Source organism: Bacillus sp. RE35, assembly GCF_052146655.1.
GTDB classification, from domain to species: domain Bacteria; phylum Bacillota; class Bacilli; order Bacillales; family Bacillaceae_G; genus Bacillus_A; species Bacillus_A cereus.
On the sequence record NZ_CP197377.1, the window covers coordinates 2330841 to 2354794 of the forward strand.

The following is a 23954-nucleotide window of genomic DNA, read 5'->3' on the forward strand; positions in this document are numbered from 1 at the left end:
AAATGGGAGACGTTATTGATATATATGGTTTATCACCTTTGCAAAAAGGAATACTGTTTCATACTTTATACGATCAAGATGATGAATATTCTTTTTCCTATATTGTACAAGTAGGTTTCTTGCTCGGGGGGCAATTGGATGTTGCTACTTTTGAAAAAGCTTGGGAATATGTTATTCAACGACATGAGGTTCTGCGCTCAGTATTTGTTTGGGAGGAAGTAGAAAAACCTCTACAAGCAGTTTACGAACGTCTTCCTTTTACTATTCATCAAGAGGATTGGAGTACCCATTCGCATGAGGAGAAGGAGAAGAAATTACACCAGTTTTTGACTGCAGATCGTAGCAAAGGATTTTTATTGGATGAAGCACCATTGATGAGAGTCACTGCGATTAAAGAAGCAGAAGGGGAAACGAGAATTATTTGGACACATCATCATATTTTACTAGATGGATGGAGTGTGTCATTGGTCTTTAGTGAAGTGATGGAAGTTTATCTCAAGATGATAAAGGGAGAATTGTTGAATCTTCCTAAATCTCTTCCTTATAAAAAATATATCCAATGGATAAATAAACAAGATCAAAGTCAAGCAGAGGAATTTTGGAAAGAAGAATTAAAAGGGTTCTATGCACCTACTCCATTAGCAATGGAAAGAAAGGATCAAGGACAAGAGAAGGGTTATGGGGAGTTTGCTTATCAAGTATCTGAGGAACTTACTGAGAATTTACAAGAGTGGGTACGAAATAGTCGATTAACGTTGAATACGTTAGTACAAGGTGCATGGGCTTATTTGATGAGTAGGTATAGCGGTGACAGTGACGTCGTATTTGGCGTAACTAGCGCTGGACGTCCTACTGATTTAATAGGAGCAGAGAATATGGTCGGGCTATTTATTAACACATTGCCTACCAGAATTCGATTAGCGGATAATACATCAGTAGTAGATTGGCTTCGTAAAATACAAATGAAAGAAATGGAACGAAGACAGTATGAGTATAATTCGTTGATAGATATTCAAGGCTGGAGTGAGGTTCCGCGAAATAGCTCCTTATTTCATACCTTGTATGTGTTTGAAAATTATCCAATTCAAGGTGAGAGAAATGATGATTTAAGATTACTAGATGTTACAAGCACGGAACAAACAAATTATCCTTTAACACTCATTGTAATGCCCGGTAAGAAAATTACTTTAAAGTTGATGTATGATCGAAGCTATTTTAATGAAGAAGCAATAAATCGGATTCAGAATCACTTATTGCAAATATTAATTCAGATGACGAAGAGCCTAGATTCAAAACTATTTGAAATTACTCATTTAACAGAAGAAGAACAGATACAGTTACTAGAGGAATGGAATCATACTCAAGTTAATTATTCGGCTGAAGGCATGATTCATACGATGTTTGAGGAGCAAGTTAAAAAAACACCGGAAGCAATCGCGGCTAGTTACGAAAATGAACAAATTACCTATAAAGAGTTGGAGAAGCGTGCAAATCAGCTAGCTCATTATTTACAAAAGCATGGTGTAGGCCCAGAGTCTCTAGTTGGGGTATATATGGAACGTTCATTACAAATGATGATAGCGTTATTAGGTATTCTAAAATCAGGAGCAGCGTATGTTCCACTTGACCCTACTTATCCAGAGAGTCGACTTCGATATATATTAGAGGATGCTGGAATCGAAGTACTAGTGACGGAAGAGAATTCTAAAAATTTGTTTGTATCTGAAAATATTGAAACGATTTGTATGAATAAAGATTATACTGCAATTGAAAAAGAAGAAACAACCCCATGTATAAGTGGTGTAACAGGAGAAAATTTAGCGTATGTTATGTATACTTCAGGATCTACAGGGAATCCAAAGGGAGTAATGATTGAGCATCATTCAGTAATTAATTATCTAGAATGGATGCAACATAAATATCCGCTCTCTGAAAAGGATGTGGTCTTGCAGAAAACGCCATTCTCATTTGATGTCTCTGTTTGGGAATTGTTTTGGGGCATTCACGTTGGTGCAAGTGTATCTTTCCTACCTCCAGGTGGAGAAAAAGATCCTTCTATTATAGCTGAAGTGATTAAACAACATCAGGTTACTATAGTTCAATTTGTACCTTCGATGTTATCTGTTTTCTTAGATCACTTCAATCATATTGAAATGAACATGAATTGTTCGTCCGTACGCCATGTATTTTCTGGTGGAGAAGAACTAAGTTCAGGGTTAGTTAGACGATTTCAACAGAAATGGAATTATAGTGGACAAGTGAAATTAACCAACTTTTATGGACCAACTGAAGCCACTATTTATGTGAATGCATTTGATATTCAGCCTAATCAAGAATTTGTTTCTATTGGGCAGCCAATACAGAACACGCAATTATATGTATTAGACCAAAATCAACGCTTGCAATCAATAGGAACTGAGGGTGAGTTATATATTGGTGGTGCTGGTTTAGCGCGTGGATACTTAAATCGTCAGAATCTTACTACTGAAAAATTCATTTCGCACCCATTTCGATTGGGGGAACGACTATATCGAACAGGAGATTCAGTAAGATATCTAACTGATGGAAATATAGAATTTATAGGTAGAATGGATCATCAAGTCAAAATGCGTGGTTTTAGGATTGAATTAGGAGAAATTGAAGCCACTTTAGAAAAATGTTCGTTTATTAAAGAGGCTGTCGTATTAGTTAGAGAAGATCGTCCAGGTGATCAACGATTGGTTGCATATGTAATAAGCGATGGAAATACCCAAGAGTGGAGAGAGTATTTACAAAACCAATTACCGAATCATATGATTCCAGCGCACTTTATAGAGTTAGAACACTTCCCGCTTACTCCGAATGGGAAAATTGACCGAAAGGCCTTGCCAGCACCTGATGAGCAAGCTATTGAAGATTTAAATGTGCTACCTCGGACGCCATCGGAAGAGCTTATTGCCTCGGTTTGGAGCCAAGTGTTAGGAACAGAAAATATTGGTATTCAAGATTCCTTCTTTGAACGTGGTGGGCACTCACTACTTGCTACTCAAATTGTCTCTCGATTGCAAGAACTGTTCCAAATTAAAATTCCATTACGTGAACTTTTCAAGCACGATACAGTGGAAGCATTGGCGAAACGGGTGGATCAGTTACGAAAAGAAGATAAAAAACGAGAGGTTGCTCCCCTTGTACCTATGAAACGAGAAGAAATTATCCCACTTTCCTATGCGCAGAAACGTCTATGGTTTATTGATCAATTAATGCCAAATAGTGCTATGTACAATATTCATGCAGCGTGTCGCTTAACAGGTGAATGGTCAATTGAAGCATTGGAGGCCGGATGGAATCAATTGTTGGAGCGTCATGAATCATTAAGGACGATAATTCTAGAACAAGAGGGTGAACCTTTTCAACAAGTTCAATCTCATGTATTCAGACATATTCCTCAAACGAATCTAACAGATCTCTCTTTGGAAGATAGGGAAAGAGAAATGAAACGGCTCATTCAAAACGAAGCTGAGGAACCATTTCATTTTGGACAAGATCCTCTGATTCGAACACGAATATTGAAAGTGGACAGGGAAGAATGGATTCTCATTTGTACGATGCATCATATTATTTCAGATGGATGGTCAATGGGAATCTTACTTGAAGAATGGATGGCTTTTTATGAAGGAGCATTAAGCGGCAAACCGGCGGAATTGAAGGAATTATCTATCCAATATGCAGATTTTGTCATGTGGCAGAAGGAATGGCAAAAAGAAGAAAATTTGAATCAGCACCTTCAATATTGGAAGGAAGAATTATCTGGGGAACTACCGGTTTTACAATTACCGATGGATCGTCCTCGACCTGCAGTTCAAACCCATCGTGGTGCAAGTCAGTCCTTAATAGTGGCGAATTCCCTACAGGAAAAGCTCAAAGATTTAAGTCTGCAAGAAGGATGCACTTTATTTATGACATTGATGGCAGCGTATCAAAGCTTCCTTTCTCGTTATACAGGACAGGATGACATCTTGGTTGGAAGCCCAATCGCTAATCGAAATGTGAAAGAGATTGAGGGATTAATAGGTTTCTTTGCAAATACGTTGGTTTATCGAGCTGATTTCAGTGAAAATCCGTCGTTCCAAGAACTTTTGTCGCAGGTAAGAAAAAAAGCACTAAAAGCATACGAGTATCAGGACATCCCATTTGAGAAAGTGGTAGAATCCGTAAAGCCGGAACGGAATACAAGTCATTCACCAATATTCCAAACTATGTTTACTTTACAGAATGCGAAGCAAGAATTTCCTCAGCTATCTGAAAGACAAATGGAACTCATGGAAAGCCATGCTTCTGTAGCGAAATTTGATTTGAGTTTATTTGTTACTGAGACGGAAGAAGGATTATCACTAACCTTTGAATACAATACTGATTTGTTTGATGATACAACCATTGAACGTATGGCAAGTCATTTTGAGCATTGGTTAAATCAAATTGTCTCTCATCCAAAAGGTGTATTATCAGAACTGAATATGTTATCGAAAGTAGAATATAAGCAACTACTAGAGGAATGGAATAAATCGCGTGTTATAGATATGGAAGAAAGTACGATTCATACAATGTTTGAAGAACAGGTGAAAAAAACACCAGAAGCAATTGCAGTAGTGTGCGAAGATGAAGAACTAACATATCGAGAGTTGGACGAACGCTCGAATCAGTTGGCACATTATTTACAAAAAAATGGTGTAACATGCGAATCATTAGTTGGGATTTGCGTCACACGTTCATCTGAGATGATTGTCGGTCTCTTAGGAATTATGAAGGCGGGAGGAGCATATGTCCCAATTGATCCAGCGTATCCGGAAAGTCGACTACAGTACATTTTAGAAGATGCTCAAATAAAGGTACTGGTGACACAGGAAAAGTTACAACAAAAAATGGTTATACCTAAATTCGTCAACGTGATTTGTATTGATAGTAATCGAGCAGAAATAGAACAAGAAGTAACTACGGTATGTACGAGTGAAGTGACGGGCGATAACTTAGCCTATATTATCTATACTTCAGGTTCCACTGGAAATCCAAAGGGAGTAATGATTGAGCACAGGAATACAGTAACAATGATTCATTGGGCGCATCATACGTATTCCCGAAAGGAATTAGCGGGAGTGTTAGCTTCAACTTCGCTATCTTTTGATTTATCCGTTTTTGAAGTATTTGTTCCCTTAACGATGGGTGGTAAGGTGATTGTCACTGAAAATGCTCTACATCTAGAGAAGTTGTCTACCAAAGGTGTAACTTTGGTTAATACTGTACCATCGGCAGCGAAGGAACTGGTTCGAGCAAAAACAATCCCTTCTTCGGTAAAGGTGATGAATTTGGCTGGAGAACCATTGCCATATTCGCTTGTTCAAGATTTATACGAGAGAAGTACGATCGAAAAGGTGTACAACCTATATGGACCGTCCGAAGATACTACGTATTCCACGTATATGGAATTAGAAAAGTGTGACATGCATAGGGTACCACCAATTGGTAAACCAATATTCAATACAGAAGTATATGTACTGAGTGCCGAACAAAAAATGGTTCCAATTGGTGTAGTTGGTGAGCTATACATTGGTGGATCAGGGTTAGCGCGTGGATATTTAAACCGCCCTGACTTAACGCAAGATCGTTTTATACCGCATCCGTTTAAAGAAGGAGAGCGAGTATACCGGACTGGAGATCTAGTAAGGTATTTACCAGATGGAAATTTGGAGTATGTTGGACGAATCGATCATCAAGTGAAAATTCGTGGGTTCCGGATTGAACTAGGAGAAATTGAAGCGACATTACAAAGGCATACACTGGTTAACGAAGTTATTGTGATGGTGCAGGAAGATTATCCTGGCGATCCGCGTTTGATCGCCTATGTTGTAGGAGACGGGGATGCTCAAAAGTGGCGTGATTATCTCAAGGATCAACTACCAAATTATATGATTCCAGCCTATTTTGTTGGATTAAATGCATTTCCACTCACTCCTAATGGGAAAATTGATAGGAAGGCCTTACCAGCACCAGAGAGACAGGAGATAGCAAGTGGTTATATTGCTCCTCGTACGTCTACGGAAAAAACAATCGTTTCGATATGGCATGAAGTTTTAGGTATGGAAAACATCGGAATTCAAGATTCATTTTTTGAAATTGGTGGCCATTCACTACTCGCTACGCAAGCTGTTTCCAATCTTAAAGAGGCTTTTGGAATCGAGATACCATTGCATGATTTATTTATGTTTCATACGGTGCAGCAATTGGCAGAACAGATTGATCAATTGCTCGATAACAAAAATCAAGAAATGCAGAATGATAGTAAGGAGAATGTAAGTCTTCAAGACTATGTTCAAAAAGAAGCAGAAGTCAGTAATGATGAAGAATTATTGGAACTACTTAAGCAATTAGAGGAGCTATCAGAGGAAGAAGCACAAGGGATATTCGAGAGTAATTTGATTGAGGAAGGGGTAAAAAAATGAGAAGTGATTTACTTGCAAAGCTGAGTTCACTTTCTCCTGAGAAGAGAGCATGGCTTCAGAAGCAAATGCAAAAAAAGGAGAATAAAGAAGCACTCCCGTTGTCTTATGCACAACAACGCTTGTGGTTTATGGACAGATTTAATCCAAACAGTTCTTTATATAATATTCCAACAGTATGGCATCTAAAAGGAAATTGGATACCTGAAGCATTAGAAAAGGGATTCAATCGACTCATTGAACGCCATGAATCATTACGAACTGTTTTTAAAGAAGTAGGAGAACAACCCGTGCAACAAATTGTCGAATTCCTTCCTAGAGCATTACCTGTAAGATATTACTCTCAACTTCCTCTAGAAGTAAAAGAAAAAGAGGTAGATAGTTTAATTGCGAGAGAAGCGCAAGAACCATTTGATTTAATGAATGGTCCTTTAATTCGTAATCAGCTTGTTCAATTAGAGAAGGATGAATGGTTATTACTGTGTACGATGCATCATATTATTTCTGATGCTTGGTCCATTGGTATATTCATGAATGAATTACTTGCTTTCTATGAAGAAGAAACGGGCGGAAATCATGCTAAATTAAGTTCACTATCCATTCAATATGCAGACTTTGCGAAGTGGCAAAAGGAGTGGTTGCAAGGTGATGTGCTAAATCGTCAGCTTACGTATTGGCAGGAAGAATTGTCTGGTGAACTTCCTATCTTACAACTGCCAGTGGATCGACCTCGACCGGTTAAACAGACTTACTCTGGGGCTACGCATCATGTAATTTTTCCTTATAAATTGCTCAGTCAATTGAAGGATATAAGTCGACAAGAAGGATCTACTTTATTTATGACTTTAATGGCCGCATACCAGAGCTTTCTTGCTCGTTATACGGGACAAAAAGATATTCTAGTTGGTAGTCCGATTGCAAATCGAAACCATAAGGGAGTAGAAGGATTAATTGGTTTCTTTGTTAATACGTTGGTTTATCGATCAGATTTGAGTGGCACCCCTACTTTTCGAGAGATTTTGAACCAAACAAAGAAAAAGGCGTTAAAAGCTTACGAATATCAAGATATACCATTTGAAAAAGTAGTAGAAGCTGTGCAACCTGAACGAAGCATGAGTCATTCCCCTATATTTCAGACCATGTTTACGCTACAGAATATAAAACAAGAACGACTAGATTTGCCTGATAGAAGTATTGAAATGGTAGAAAGTAATATGTCTATTGCTAAATTTGATTTGAGCTTAACTGCCTATGAAGTGGAAGAAGGTCTATTCGTCTCATTTGAATACAACACGGATTTATTTGATAGTAGTACCATTGCACGTATGGCAGGACATTTTGAGAACTGGCTAAATGAAATCACGTATCATCCAGATGAATCATTTACAAAGCTGTCAATGTTATCGGATAATGAGCAAAAACAACTCCTAGAAGAATGGAATGATACGGACGTAGTTTATGGTCATGATTGTATGATTCATGAGCTATTTGAGCAGCAAGTTGCACGGACACCTGATGCAGTGGCGGTAGTTTATGAGGGTGGAAAGCTAACGTATCAAGAACTTAATGAAAAATCGAATCAATTGGCACGTTTTCTACAAAAACGAGGTATCGGACCTGAATCATTGGTCGGTATATGTATTGAACGTTCTCCTGATATGATTATCGGTCTCTTTGGGATTTTGAAGGCAGGTGGGGCTTATGTCCCACTGGACCCAAGTTATCCCGAAAACCGCCTGAGATATATTTTGGAGAATTCACAAATTCAAGTGCTGTTAACAAAAGAAACACTACAGGACTGGTTACCTAAAGATATTCAAGCAATTTGTTTAGACCGGGATCAAGTGATGATTTCTAAAGAGAGTAATTTAGCTCCGGTAAGTGGAGTAACAGCAAATAACTTAGCCTATATCATATACACTTCGGGTTCGACGGGAAATCCAAAGGGGGTAATGATTGAACATCATTCCGTTATCAATCGCCTACAGTGGATGCAGAAAAAATATCCATTGTCCGAGGAGGATACAATCCTACAAAAGACACCGTTTTCGTTCGATGTTTCTGTCTGGGAATTATTTTGGTGGTCATTTGTAGGAGCACGTGTTTGTTTACTTCCACCAGGAGGAGAGAAAGATCCTGCGGTGATTGAGGAGTATATTGAACGATACCGTGTATCCACCATGCACTTTGTTCCGTCGATGTTATCTACTTTCTTAGATTATATGGAACTATATAATTCGAAAAGGGATGTCTCGTCTTTAATTCAAGTTTTTACTAGTGGAGAAGCGTTAAACACTGAGCAGGTTCGCCGGTTTAAGGGGATCTTTTACAATGCTCAGCAAACAAAGTTAATTAACTTGTATGGTCCTACTGAAGCAACTGTGGATGTGACTTATTATGATTGTGATTTAGAAAAAGAAGCAATGCTTATTCCGATTGGTCGTCCGATTGATAATACAGAGTTGTATGTGCTAGATCAATATCAACAAGTCGTCCCGATTGGTGTGGCAGGGGAACTTTACCTTGGAGGAGTAGGATTGGCACGTGGCTACTTCAATCGACCGGATTTAACTACTGAACGTTTTATTTCGCATCCTTTTAAGGACGGGGAACGATTATATCGAACGGGTGACTTGGTGAGATATATGAATGATCGTAACTTAGAATATATTGGAAGAATAGATAACCAAGTTAAAATTAGAGGATTCCGAATTGAATTGGGAGAAATTGAAGCAGCTTTACATGATTACTCATCTGTAAAAGAGGCAGTCGTGTTGGTGAAGGAAGATCGACCAGGAGATAAGCAGTTAGTAGCTTATGTAGTGGGTGAAGGGGATACTGGAGAGTGGCGTGAATATCTCAAGAAGCAACTGCCACATTATATGGTTCCGGCATACTTTTTCAAAATTGAAGGTATGCCACTCACTCCAAATGGTAAGGTGAATCGGAAAGCCTTACTGGAATTAGAAGAACAGTTCATAAGTGAAGATATTACTTCATCACGAACACCAGTGGAGGAGCTTATCGTTTCCGTTTGGAGTCAAGTGTTAGGAATAAAAAATATTAGTGTTCAGGATTCCTTTTTTGAAATCGGTGGTCATTCACTACTAGCTACTCAAGTAGTGTCACGTTTACAGGGAATTTTTCAAATCGAATTACCAGTACGTGAACTATTTGAATATACAACGGTGGAGTCACTGGCAAAGCGATTAGATCAGTTACGTAAAGGAGATAAAAAACGAGAGATTCCGCCGCTAATACCAATGAAACGAGGAGAAGCTATCCCACTATCTTATGCCCAACAACGCTTATGGTTCATTGATCAATTTACACCTAATAGTGCCCTTTACAATATGCCAATGGTATGTCGCCTTACAGGGAATTGGCTACTTGAAGCATTGGAAACGGGATGGAATCAACTAATAGAACGTCATGAATCACTGCGGACGGTCTTTCACGAAGTGAACGGTCAACCCGTACAGCAAATTGAACCGTATGCTTTTCAATCAATTCCGAAAACGGATTTAACTATGCTTTCTTCTGAAGATCAAGAAGAAGAAGTTAAACGTTTAATTCAACAAGAAACAGAAGTGCCATTTGATTTAACAGAGGGTCCATTAATCAGGACAAGTATTTTGCATGTGGGAGAGGAAGAATGGATACTCCTTTGTACTCTACATCATATCATTTCAGATGGATGGTCAATGGGAATCCTACTTGAAGAATGGATGGCATTTTATGAGAAAGCAACGGATGGAAAGGTAGCGGAACTTGAACCATTACCGGTTCAATATGCCGACTTTGCTCAGTGGCAAAAAGGATGGCTAAAGGAGGAGGTGCTTGATCAACAACTCCAATATTGGAGGGAAGAATTGTCTGGGGAGCTTCCTGTACTCCAACTTCCTGTGGATCGCCCGCGTCCCGCAATACAAACTCATCACGGGTCGACATACACTATGGTTCTGCCAAGCACGCTACATGATAAATTGAATGAACTTAGTCGAAAAGAAGGGGCTACACTCTTCATGACGCTTTTAGCTGCATATCAAAGTTTTCTATCTCGTTATACGGGACAAGAAGATATTCTGGTCGGAAGCCCAATTGCGAATCGAAATTATAGAGAAATTGAAGGACTAATTGGTTTCTTCGTTAACACGCTGGTTTATCGAGCTAATTTGAGTGGTAGGCCGACATTTCAAGATGTACTGTATCAGGTTCGTCAAAAGGCATTGAAGGCGTATGAATATCAAGATATTCCATTTGAAAAAATTGTAGAAGTTGTGCAACCGGAACGAAGTACAAGTCATTCGCCAATCTTCCAGACTATGTTCATCTTGCAAAATATGAAACAAGAATTACCGGTGTTGTCTAGTAGAAGTATTGAAATGATAGAAAGCTATAGTCCAATTGCAAAGTTTGATTTAAGTGTAATGGCAGTTGAGACGGAAGAGGGATTACTTTTTACTTTTGAGTATAATAAGGATTTATTCAATGCTACTACTATTGAACGGATGGCAGGACACTTTGAGAAATGGCTACATGAAGTTTCTTATCGCCCACAAAATCCGTTGCATGACCTGAGCATGCTATCAGAACCCGAGCGTACTTTGTTATTAGAAACATGGAATGACACTGTAATGGAAATGTCTCATCAGGGTCTTATTTGCGACAGATTTGAGGAGCAAGTAGCAAGGCGTCCGGATGCGATTGCGGTAGTTGATCAAACAAAACAGTGGACTTATGGTGAACTGGATGCACAAGCAAATCAGTTGGCAAATGTTTTACAGCGAAAGGGAGTAGCCCCAGAGTCAGTGGTAGGAGTTTATCTTTCGAGGTCAGCTGAGCTGATGGCAAGTTTACTAGGCATTTTAAAAGCTGGTGGAGCTTATGTCGTTTTAGATCCGTTGTATCCAAAATCAAGGTTAGAATACATGATTGAAGATGCAGGAATTCAATTTGTAGTGACGGCGGAAGGACAAGAAGGACATTTCGCACACGTCGAAATGGTGAGGTTAGAAGAATTAACGATGGAAAGCGTAATCGCACCTACACGTCAAATAAATCCAGAGAACTTAGCCTATATTGTCTATACCTCTGGTTCTACAGGAAAACCGAAGGGTGTCATGGTTGAATATCGCTCATTAATGAATATGGTTTCTTGGCATCAGGAAGTTTATCATATTTCAGCAGAGGATCGTGCGACTCAGATTGCAGGGGTTGCTTTTGATTCGGCTGTCCAGGAGATTTGGCCGTATCTAACTGCTGGTGCAGCACTCTACTTGTCAACAGAGGAACTGAGAATTAATCCAGAAGCACTAAGGGACTGGCTCATCGATTCACGAATAACAGCTAGCTTTGCACCTACGCCTATTCTGGAAAGGCTCTTGAAATTATCTTGGCCAGATAAAACGGATCTTCGTTTTATCATTACTGGTGGGGATCAATTAACGCAGTACCCATCTAACGATATTCCTTTTGCGGTAATTAATCAGTATGGTCCATCGGAAAATACCGTTGTTACCACAGATTGTTATGTACCTGTAGGAGTGACAACAGGTACGCCATCGATTGGTCGACCGATTGCGAATACAGAAGTTTATGTGTTAGATTCTCATCTTCAGCTAGTACCAATTGGTGTAATTGGAGATCTCTATATTGGAGGGAAGAGTCTTGCACGTGGATATGCTAATCGTCCGGATCTTACAAAGGAAAAATTTATTCCACATCCTTTCAAGTCAGGAGAACGTCTCTATTATACAGGAGACAAAGCAAGTTATCTTTCTGATGGTAATCTCCAGTTCCATGGACGTATAGATGACCAAGTGAAAATTCGTGGTTTTCGGATTGAATTGGGAGAAATAGAAGCTGTTTTGCAGGCACATTCTTCTGTGAAGGAAGCAGTTGTATTGGTACGAGAGGATAATCAAGGTAACAAGAGATTAGTAGCTTATGTAGTTGGTGAAGGAAGTTTACATGAATGGCGAGAACATCTACAAACACATTTACCTAATTACATGGTTCCAACAAACTTTATTGAGATGGAATTTTTACCACTTACACCGAATGGAAAACTTGATTTGAAGGCATTGCCTATACTTAGTGAACAATCCGTCGAAAATACTGTATACCCACGAACTCCGCTGGAAGAACTTATCGCTTCAGTGTGGAGTCAAGTGCTAGGAATAAAAGAAATTGGTGTTCAGGATTCTTTCTTTGAGCTCGGTGGTCACTCTCTACTTGCTACACAAGTGGTCTCACGCTTACAGGAAGTCTTTCAAATCAAATTACCGGTACGTGAACTGTTCGAATATTCAACGGTCGAGGCATTATCGAAACGAATAGATCAGTTACGTAAGGGGAGCGAAAAACGAGAAATTCCACCATTGGTGCCGATGGAACGCGGAAATAATATTCCACTATCTTATGCCCAACAGCGCTTATGGTTTATTGATCAATTTGCACCTAATAGTGCACTTTATAATATGCCAATGGCATGCCGCCTTACAGGGAATTGGTTACCTGAAGCATTGGAGTTGGGATGGAATCAGTTGATAGAGCGTCACGAATCTTTGCGGACTGTATTTTATGAAGAGGATGGCTATCCTGTGCAGCAGATTCAACCGTACGTTTTCCGTCCGCTTCTCCAAATGGATTTAACTAAGCTTTCATTAGAGGAGCGAGAAAGAAAGTTGGAGCAATGGATTCAAACTGAAGTCGAATCTCCATTTGATTTAGAACAAGGGCCATTGTTCCGTGGGAAACTCATAAGAATTTCAGAAGAAGAATGGGTTCTTCTGTGTAATATGCATCATATTATCTCAGATGGATGGTCGATGGAAATCTTACTTCAAGAATGGATGGCATTTTATGAGAATGCGATTGGTGAAAAACAAGCAGAGCTGGAACCACTACCAGTTCAATATGCCGATTTTGCTCAGTGGCAAAGAGAATGGTTGAAAGATGAAGTACTATATCAACAACTTGCATATTGGAAGGAAGAATTATCTGGTGAGTTACCAGTCTTAATGTTGCCAATGGATCGTCCGCGTCCGCCAGTGCAAACCCATCATGGATTAACTCATAATGTTTTGTTGTCACGCTCATTACTGGATAAATTAAACGAACTAAGTCGTCAAGAAGGGGCCACACTTTTCATGACCTTATTGGCATCGTATCAAAGTTTCCTTGCTCGTTATACGGGACAAACGGATATTATTGTTGGCAGCCCAATTGCAAATCGAAATTATCGAGAAATTGAGGGGCTAATTGGTTTCTTTGTCAACACCTTGGTTTATCGAGCTGATTTAAGTAATGCACCGGCATTTCAAGAGTTGTTATCTCAAGTACGGATAAAAGCATTGAAGGCGTATGAGTATCAAGATGTTCCGTTTGAGAAAATTGTAGAGGTTATCCAACCTGAACGAAATACAAGCCATTCTCCGATTTTCCAAACCATGTTTACTTTGCAAAATACGGGACAGAAGCTACCAGAACTACATGGAAGAAATATAGAAGTAATGGAAAGTAATGCTCCAATCGCTAAGTTTGATTTAAGTTTAACAGCTGCAGAAGTGGAAGAGGGTTTATTACTTACTTTTGTTTATAGAACTGATTTATTTGACAGCTTAACTATTGAATCCATGGCTGAACATTTTGGAAACTGGTTGAATGTAATCGTGGAGAATCCTGATAAATCATTAGCTAAGTTGCCTATATTATCAGGATTACAGCAAAAACAGTTGGAAGAGTGGAATAATAATGCTGTAGCATATCTACGGGAAAGTACGATTCATCAGTTGTTTGAAGAGCAAGTAAATCGTACACCTGATGCGGTAGCAGTGGTAGATGAAAAACAGCAGTTAACATATCGAGAGCTGAATGAAAAAGCTAATCAATTGGCCCACTATCTTCAGCAATGTGGGATTGGGACTGAATCATTAGTTGGAATTTGCTTTGAGCGTTCAGTTGAGATGATTGTTAGTATTATGGGGATCTGGAAGGCTGGAGCAGCATATGTTCCATTGGACCCATCATATCCAGAAAGTCGCATACAATATATTTTGGAGGACACTGAAATTCAAGTATTAGTTACGAATGAGTCATTAGAAGGTTGGATCCCCAAAGAAGTCAAGGCAGTTTGTCTAGATAGGGATCAGGCAATGATTTCAAAAGAAAGCATTCTTTCACCAAAATGTGAAGTAACAGGAGAAAACCTAGCGTATGTTATCTATACTTCGGGATCGACGGGGAACCCAAAGGGTGTCTTGATACAGCATCATTCTGTAATAAACTTGTCGCATGGTTTACAAAAAGAGGTTTTCGAACATGAGATACCATCTAACATGCATGTCGGTTTAAATGCGTCAATTGCCTTTGATGCATCTATTCAGCAATTACAAATGCTGCTTTATGGTTCAAGTTTGTATATTATTCCAAGCGAAGTACGAAGTGATCCGGAGCAGTTTGTAGCTTATATTAGGGAGAACAAGTTAGAAATCTTTGATATAACACCTTCATTGCTTCAATTACTTATAGATGTCGGATTGTTAGAAACGTGCGATTGCGTTCATGTTCCAAGTAAGGTACTGGTTGGTGGTGAAGCAATTATGCCGTCATTATGGGAACAGCTAGTAGAGACTGATAAAATCCAGTTTTATAATGTATATGGTCCTACAGAATGTACGGTTGATGCAACATACTATCATATCAAAAAAGATAGTAAGAGAGTAACAATTGGGCGTCCATTGCCTAACATCCAAACTTATGTATTAGATAGAAATAGGTTGCCAGTTCCAGTTGGTGTGATGGGGGAACTTTATATCGGAGGAGCAGGTCTAGCAAGGGGGTACTTGAATCGTCCAGAGTTAACATCCGAACGATTTATTTCTCATCCATTCAAAGAAGGCGAGAGGTTATATAGAACAGGTGATCTTGTGAGATATCTTCCTGATGGTAATATAGACTACTTGGGAAGAATGGATAATCAAGTGAAGATTAGAGGATTTCGAATTGAACTTGGAGAGATTGAGTCGACTTTACAAGAGCATGACTTGGTAAAAGAGGCAGTTGTAATGGTTAGGGAAAATCAGTCGGGAGATAAGAGGCTGGTAGCTTATGTAGTGGGCGAAGGCAATTTAGAAGAATGGCGAGAGTATCTTAAAACAAAGCTGCCAATCCATATGATACCTTCCTACTTTGTCGAAATGAAAGAATTACCGCTAACCATAAATGGAAAGATTGATCGGAAATCGTTACCTATACCAGATTATCAAGGAACACAAGAAGGATACGTGGCCCCAAGAAATGAACGTGAACATAAGCTTTCTATCATTTGGGAACGTGTGCTAGGTTCAAAACGTATTGGTATGAATGATAACTTCTTTGAAATTGGTGGAGATTCAATTCTTAGCATTCAGATTGTCGCGCGCGCGAAGCAAGCTGGTTTACAATTGACACCAAAACAAATATTTGAACACCAAACGATTGCTGAGTTGGCGCAAGTAGTCAAAGAAGAACAAGGTGTACAAGCTGAACAAGGAATTATAACTGGAGAGACGATACTTACACCTATTCAGCAAAGGTTTTTTGCACAAAATCATCCTAACCCACATCATTGGAATCAATCCATGTTCTTCAGAACGAAAGAGAAATTGGACATAGGATCACTGGAAAAGGCGGCAGGTAACCTTCTACTTCATCATGATGCTCTGCGTTTAAGATATGAACGTTTACCTAATGGGGTTTGGAAACAGTGGAATGAAGGAATAGAAGAACAATTGATGCTTACTGTCATTTCATTAGACGAAGTGCCGGAAGCGGATTGGCATCAGGTTATTCAAAAAGAGATTAATGTTGCACAAGAAAGTTTGAATTTACATGAGGGTCCGCTAATGAGAATGGTGTATTTTGATGAAGGTGAGCACGCTGGCCGATTATTTTGGACAATTCATCATTTAGCCGTGGATGGTGTTTCTTGGCGAATTTTATTGGAAGATTTGCAAACAGCATATACGCAAGTAGTCCAAGGTCAGAAAATTCAATTACCTATGAAGAGTACATCTTTTAAAGAATGGTCGGAGAAATTACATCATTACGCTGAAACTGGACTATCAAAAGAAGTGCTACATTACTGGGAGGAGCAGGCTGAACAAGACGTAGTTAAATTGCCGGTAGATGGTACTATAAGTAATCCAGTAAGCGCAGTAACTGAGGAAATTACTGTGGTGTTAAATGAGAATGAGACCCGTATGTTATTGCAAGAGACTTTAAGCATTCACCGTGTCCAAATCAATGAAGTATTATTAGCAGCATTAGTACAAGCTACGGCAGCATGTACGGGGCAGCCGATATTGAGCGTAGATTTAGAGGGACATGGTCGAGAAGAGATTATTGAAGATGTTGATTTATCGAGAACTGTGGGATGGTTTACAAGTATTTACCCAGTTCATTTAAATATTACTAGTGCTAATACCCCAATTGCAGCATTAAAAGCAGTTAAAGAACAAGTTCGCAAAATTCCTAATAAGGGTGTTGATTATGGGGTGTTGCGTTACATGAACACAACAATGTGTGAGCCATTAAGCTCCCAATATACACCGTCTATTAGTTTTAACTATCTTGGACAATTTGACCAAATGTTTTCTAGCGATGCAATGTTTATTCCGGAGAACGAATTTAAGCGTTTAGATCATGCTGCCAGTTCCAAGCGATCGCATGTAATTGATGTAATTGGGGTTGTAACGGATGGAAAACTTCAGTTCACTTGGGTATACAATGTTGGACAATTTGCCAAATCAACGATTCAAAGTATTGCACAGAATATGCTATATCAACTGAGTAAATTGATTCAATTTTCAGATAGAGAATCTGCACTGACCATTTCGGATTTTGCAATGGCTAATCTTAGCCAAGAAGGTTTGACAAATGTACTAAACAAAATGCATCGCGGAAAGAACAATCAGATTACTGATTTATATCCACTATCACCTTTGCAAGAAGGTATGATTTTCCACACATTGCATGACCAAGGGGATGAACATGTTGCACCGTATATAGTGCAATTGAGTTTTATGATTCGAGGGAAAATGAATATTTCTACATTTGAGCAGGCGTGGAAATCTGTAATTCAGCGGCATGAAATTTTTCGTACAGCATTTGTATGGGACGAAATTGAAGAACCTGTACAAGTGGTGTATGAAAATATCCCATTTAAAGTGAACAAAGAAGACTGGCGTACAATGACAAGTGAAGAGATAGAGGAAAAAAGAAAAGTCTTTTTGGCATTAGATCGAAAACAAGCCTTCCAATTTGATGAAGCACCATTGATGCGGGTAACAGTCATTCAAGAAGGTGAGGAAGAATATCGGATTGTTTGGACCCATCACCATATTTTACTGGATGGATGGAGTTTACCATTAGTATTTAATGAATTACTTACAGTCTATCAGAAGAGAATGAATGGAGAAGCTGTGAAGTTACCTAAGTCCTCACCATATAAGAAATATATCCAATGGTTAAGAGAACAAGATAAGGAGCAGGCGGAACAATTCTGGAGAGAGAAGCTAAAAAGTTTTACTGCGCCAACTTTGCTGGGCTTAGAAAGTAAAGAGGAAGAAAAAGGTTACACAGAGAAGGTTACGTATTTATCAGAAGAGCAGACTCAAGCGTTACAAGGATGGGCGAAACGCAATAAACTTACTTTGAGTACAGTAATTCAAGGTGCATGGGCATATCTCATGAGCCGATATAGTGGAGAAAATGACATTGTTTTTGGTGTAACAAGCTCAGGGCGTTCTACGGAGATTATTGATGTTGAAAACATCGTAGGTCCTTTCATTACAACGTCACCGACGCGAATTCAATTGATGGATGATATAAAATTAATAGATTGGTTGCAGAAGATACAAGAGGAAGAGATAGAAAGAAGACAATATGAGTATGCTTCTTTGACAGAGATTCAGGGGTGGAGTGAAGTTCCTAGAGGAATACCGCTGTTCAATAGTTTATATGTGTTTGAAAATTATCCAGTGAAAGAGGAGTCTTCAGAAAATCTGGAAATTGGTGAATTGGAAGGGGTAGAACAAACCCACTACCCATTAGGGTTAGCTGTAGTTCCAGGAATCCAGTTATCGTTAAAGTTAATGTATGACCGTAGTAAGTTTAATAGAGTAACCATTGAACGAATGCTGGGTCATTTACACCAAGTGTTAATGCAAATGCTCAAAAACATTGATCAAAATCTATCGGAGCTAGTATATATTACGGAAGCTGAACAAAGAAAGCTATTGGAAGAATGGAATAATAATACTATATCCTATCCACGTGAGAATGCAATCCATCAACTATTCGAAGAGCAAGTAAATCGTACGCCTGACGCGTTGGCAGTGGTAGATGAAAAACAGCAACTAACATATCGAGAGCTGAATGAAAGAGCTAATCAATTAGCCCATCATTTACAGAAATGTGGAATTGGGACAGAGTCATTAGTTGGCCTTTGCTTTGAGCGTTCAGTTGAGATGGTTGTTGGTCTCATGGGAATTTGGAAGGCTGGAGCAGCCTATGTTCCATTAGATCCATCGAATCCGGAAAGCCGCCTGCAATATATTTTAGAAGACACGGGAATTAGAGTGTTAGTTACAAATGAGGTATTACTAGGATGGATACCTAAAGACATCAAGACAGTTTGCCTAGATAGGGATCAAGCAATGCTTTCTCAAGAAAGCAAACTTTCACCAATATGTGAGGTAACAGGGGAAAACTTAGCGTATGTTATCTATACTTCTGGTTCGACAGGGAATCCAAAGGGGGCTTTAGTACAGCACCATTCTGTAATAAACCTCTCCTATGGTTTACAAAAAGAAGTTTTCTCACATAACATACCTAGTAATATGCGCGTCGGTTTGAATGCGTCAATTGCCTTTGATGTATCTATTCAGCAATTACAAATGCTGCTGTATGGTTCAAGTTTATATATTATCCCAAGTGAAGTTCGCACTAATCCGGAACGATTTGTGTCTTATATTAGGGAGAATAAATTGGAAATGTTTGATATGACACCTTCATTACTTCAATTACTTATAGATGGAGGATTACTAGAAACAAGTGCTGATGTTCATGTACCAAGTAAGATATTAGTCGGTGGTGAAGCAATCATGCCGTCATTATGGAAACAGCTAGTAGAGACTGAAAAAATTGATTTTTATAACGTATACGGTCCTACAGAATGTACGGTTGATGCAACGTGTTATCATATCGAAACAGATAGTAAGAGAGTTACAATTGGACGTCCGTTGCCGAACGTTCAAACTTATGTATTAGATAAAAATTTGTTACCTGTTCCAGTTGGTGTAACAGGTGAGCTATATATTGGTGGTGCAGGTATAGCGCGAGGATACTTGAATCGTCCAGAATTAACAACAGAGCGATTCATCCGTCATCCATTTAATGAAGAAGAGCGTTTATATCGTACGGGAGATTTGGTTCGTTATTTACCTGATGGTAATTTAGATTACTTGAGAAGAATTGATAATCAAGTGAAAATTAGGGGCTTTCGTATTGAACTTGAAGAGATTGAAGCGAGTATAGAGAAGCATCCATTGGTAAAAGAAGCAGTAGTTTTGGTAACAGAGGATAAATTAGGAGAGCAGAGATTGGTTGCTTATGTAGTTGGAGATGGAAGTATGCATGACTGGCGTGAATATCTCAAGACACAAGTACCGAATTATATGGTTCCCGCACACTTTATAAAGGTAGACAAGATTCCTCTTACACCGAATGGAAAAGTTGATCGAAAGGCATTGAACAGTTTAACAATTCAAAGAGAAAATAATTTGTCTACACCAATCATTCCAAGGGATGAAATTGAATATCAGTTGATTAAAATCTGGCAGGATGTGTTACAGATAGAAGATGTCTATGTAAATGATGATTTCTTTAATAGAGGGGGACATTCTCTCCTTGTAATTAAATTGATTTCAAAAATTAAGGAGAAGTTTGGAAAAGAGATTAAGGTGTCTACAATGATTAAGAATCCAACAGTGGAAGGAATCGCATGCCTTATTCGTGATAAGCATGATATGACAAAATCTGTATCAGCGCTAGTTCCACTACAAGAATCAGAGAAAAGACCTTTCTTCTGCGTTCATCCGTTTATGGGGAATGTATTCTGTTACATTCAACTAGCAAGATTGCTTAAGAACCATTGTTCATTTTATGGTTTACAGAATCCTCTTATAGAAAAGAAAGAAATTGACGAGTTAACTTTGCCGGAAGTAATTCAACTTTACATCGAAGAAATAAAACGTGTTCAGCCAGAAGGTCCATATCGTCTTGGAGGATGGTCTTTAGGCGGTGCAATTGCTTATAAAATCGCAACTGTACTAAAGAATCAAGGTGAGGAAGTTGAGTTGTTGATACTAATGGATACTAAAGTACCTTCAGAGCAGGACTATAAAACAAGAGAAGAAATGCGCTCATATATATATGAGCATTTCATTCCTAGAGATTTTACTGAGCAGGAAGAAGGCCTCATCCATAAACAAGATATGCTTGTGGAGCGATTAATTATGGAGGGAGTACTCCCGCCTGATGCAGATCTTATGAATTTGAAGCAAGTTATCAATGCTCATAGGAAATGCCTGAACTTAATGGCAGAGCATGATTTAATACCATACTCTGGAGAAGTTCTCTACTTTAGTGCTGAGGAAGGAAAAGAGTTGTTTACAGATTGGGGACCTTTATTAAAAGGTAGAGTAAATAGGTATTCAGTCCCTGGATCACATGAGGAAATAGTAGATTCACCTGCAGTTGAAAAAATAGCTATGTATCTACTAAATGAATTTGAAGGAATAAAAGAGAAGTCCATTTTATTAACGGAAAAGTAGAGGGTATAAAAGATGCAAAGCTATGAACGAAAAGGGCAGCCCAATAACTGCATATCAAGTGTAGGGAATAATGAATATATTAAGAGCATTACTTTTTAAGGGGATAATGTAAAAAGTAATTGGTAGAGACATAGAAATCTTTGTAATAGAAGCGAATGCCTGATGATATTACTGAGGGAAGGTGCATATTTTCATTGATATGTAAATATGCACCTTTTCTATTGTATATGCAATTTAATAAAGTTAATTTGAGTTTCTGTAACGTTCATATATGAAGCCATTCTTTAAAAAAGGACGTGATTTATCATACAAATTCACGCTGTGAAAATACCAAAGAATATTGAAAGTCATTTGTTTAAGAAACTTAGTAACTTGGTTTCAAATGGGAAGAAAGAGCGAATGAAGCGATTATTAAATTCATGCGACATTAATAGGACCCTGATAGGGGATTTACTAATCCGATCTCTAATCTGCCAAAAGTATAAAATTAATAATGAAGAAATTAGATTTATATATAATGAGTATGGAAAACCTTTTGTTGAAAACTTTTCTGACTTTCATTTTAATGTGTCTCATTCAGGAGAATGGGTGGTTTGTACTACTGCTAATTTTAATGTGGGTATTGATATAGAAAAAGTTTCAGAAATAGAGGCTTTTAAATTAGCAAAAGAATTTTTTTCAGCGGAAGAATTTTATGATATATCTAATATGAATTCTGATGAACAAATTAATTATTTTTATGATTTATGGACATTAAAAGAAAGCTATATAAAAACGATTGGAAAAGGGCTTTATACCCCATTAAATTCATTCTCTATAAAAAAAGAATCACGAACTTCAATTTCATACAAGCATATACCTAAAAACTTTTACTTTAAACAATATAACATTGATCCAAATTATAAGTTATCTGCTTGTGCAACAAGAGATGAATTTCCTCAAGAGATAATAATTAAAGACATTTATACAATTTGCCAAACTATATACAAATTTGAAAGTAAGGAGAAAATCAATGCAGAAGACTAAACTTTTTTGCTTTCCACATGCTGGGGGATCTGCGTTTAGTTACGCAAAATGGAAAAATCACTTTAATCCATATATTGAGGTAGTCCCGGTAGAGTTAGCTGGTAGAGGATATAGAATTGAAGAAAACTTGTACCAAAGTATGGAAGAGGCAGTAAATGATGTCTACAATAAAATAGTTATGCAGATAGATGATTCGCCCTACATTCTATTCGGGCATAGCATGGGAAGTTTGATCGCCTATGAAGTAGCCAGAAAAATAAAAGATTCTAAAAACGTATCGCCTGAATTTCTTGTTTTGTCCGGTAGAAATCATCCAAATAGTAAAATAAGAAATATCCGACATAATCTTTCTAATGAGCAATTTAAAAGCGAAGTTATTGCAATGGGAGGTACACCATCTGGGGTACTGCAATCAGAAGAATTAATGGAGATCTTTCTCCCTATTCTAAGAGCAGATTTTAAAATCGTTGAGACGTATATTCATGACAAAAATACACAACCATGTGATATTGATTTTCTTATATTTAATGGGAAAAATGATGAATTTACTACATATGATCAAGTAATAAAATGGGAACGATACACAAGTAAAACGTGTACTTTTCATTCTTTTGAAGGTAATCATTTCTTTCTAAATGAAAATATTGAAGAAATAGCAAATAGTATTAAAAGAAAGTTAGATTCTAAAAGATTATCAAATAGTTTTTAGAGTTTTATAAGTATGCTCATAGCTAAAAATATTAAAGGGTTTGAAGTATACACTTCTTGTGCAGATATGCATGGCAAAAAGACAATCGAGTACATTCGGTGGTCTTTTTCTATTTTTATGGAGTTTGTGGCGAAATGCTAGACTTGCTAGATTGTGGATCTAGTAGCCGTTGAATGTGCGGGTTCAAGTCCTGTCATTCCGACCACGAGGGGGTATAATTTAAGGGTAAAACAGGGGCCTCCAGAACCTCTGATGTGGGTTCAATTCCCGCCATCCACTTATACTTGTTCATTAAAAGGTTTCACAAACAATATGTAATATGTTATGGGTACTTACATAAATTTATTGATTTTCAGTTAAAAAGTATTGTGCGATTATACACGTTATGTTACAGTAATATTACTAAGTTGTTACAATATATCATAAGTGTTTCGGTATTATTTCTTGTTATTTCCGTAATGTTACAAAAACTATAAATATTGTTATGTGTATAGGAGTGTGTGTAGTAAAAAGTCTGAGTTGAAAGTACGTGCACACTTTAAATTTCCTTTTTGTCTGAATGAAGAAGACTACCAACTAATTAAGGGCTTTAAAGTAACCACTTTAAATAAAATGTGCTTCCTTTCCCACACACAATTGAGTACATATTTAAAGTACAGTCTAATTGCTACACAGACTCTTGTACATATAAACATTAAGGCGAAATAGAGATAAGAATTCATTACATAAAAAGCATTACCAAGCTAAACGTACAAAATATCATCTGTGCATTTTGATGAAATGTTAAAATGCCTAGATGATATTTTTTTGAAGAATTCTTGGATATGTTTATGAATAACAATTCCTAATACTTAATGATTCTCTACT

Annotated in this window: 4 protein-coding genes; all 4 read left to right on the top strand. The window is 37.9% G+C overall.

The window, feature by feature from the left end:
- The first annotated feature begins 2 nt into the window (after nucleotides 1-2).
- On the top strand, nucleotides 3-6473 hold the full coding sequence (locus ACTL4X_RS12115; RefSeq protein ID WP_033696293.1) for a non-ribosomal peptide synthetase: 6471 nt from the start codon (nucleotides 3-5) through the stop codon (nucleotides 6471-6473).
- Nucleotides 6470-21352 carry a non-ribosomal peptide synthetase gene (locus ACTL4X_RS12120; protein WP_086692357.1) on the top strand — a complete coding sequence of 4961 codons (14883 nt, stop codon included), beginning with the start codon at nucleotides 6470-6472 and terminating at the stop codon, nucleotides 21350-21352. The genes ACTL4X_RS12115 and ACTL4X_RS12120 overlap by 4 nt, the downstream gene beginning before the upstream one ends.
- Before the next feature lie 321 nt (nucleotides 21353-21673).
- Complete coding sequence (locus ACTL4X_RS12125; protein WP_002042141.1) at nucleotides 21674-22378, top strand: 4'-phosphopantetheinyl transferase family protein; 705 nt, start codon at nucleotides 21674-21676, stop codon at nucleotides 22376-22378.
- On the top strand, nucleotides 22365-23087 hold the full coding sequence (locus ACTL4X_RS12130) for a thioesterase II family protein (protein ID WP_001172948.1): 723 nt from the start codon (nucleotides 22365-22367) through the stop codon (nucleotides 23085-23087). The genes ACTL4X_RS12125 and ACTL4X_RS12130 overlap by 14 nt, the downstream gene beginning before the upstream one ends.
- The last annotated feature ends 867 nt before the right edge of the window (nucleotides 23088-23954 follow it).

What these genes read in the sequence shown, in the direction of transcription:
- ACTL4X_RS12115 (WP_033696293.1), top strand. Translation starts at nt 3, where the DNA reads ATGGGAGACGTTATTGATATATATGGTTTATCACCTTTGCAAAAAGGA.
- ACTL4X_RS12120 (WP_086692357.1), top strand. Translation starts at nt 6,470, where the DNA reads ATGAGAAGTGATTTACTTGCAAAGCTGAGTTCACTTTCTCCTGAGAAG.
- ACTL4X_RS12130 (WP_001172948.1), top strand. Translation starts at nt 22,365, where the DNA reads ATGCAGAAGACTAAACTTTTTTGCTTTCCACATGCTGGGGGATCTGCG.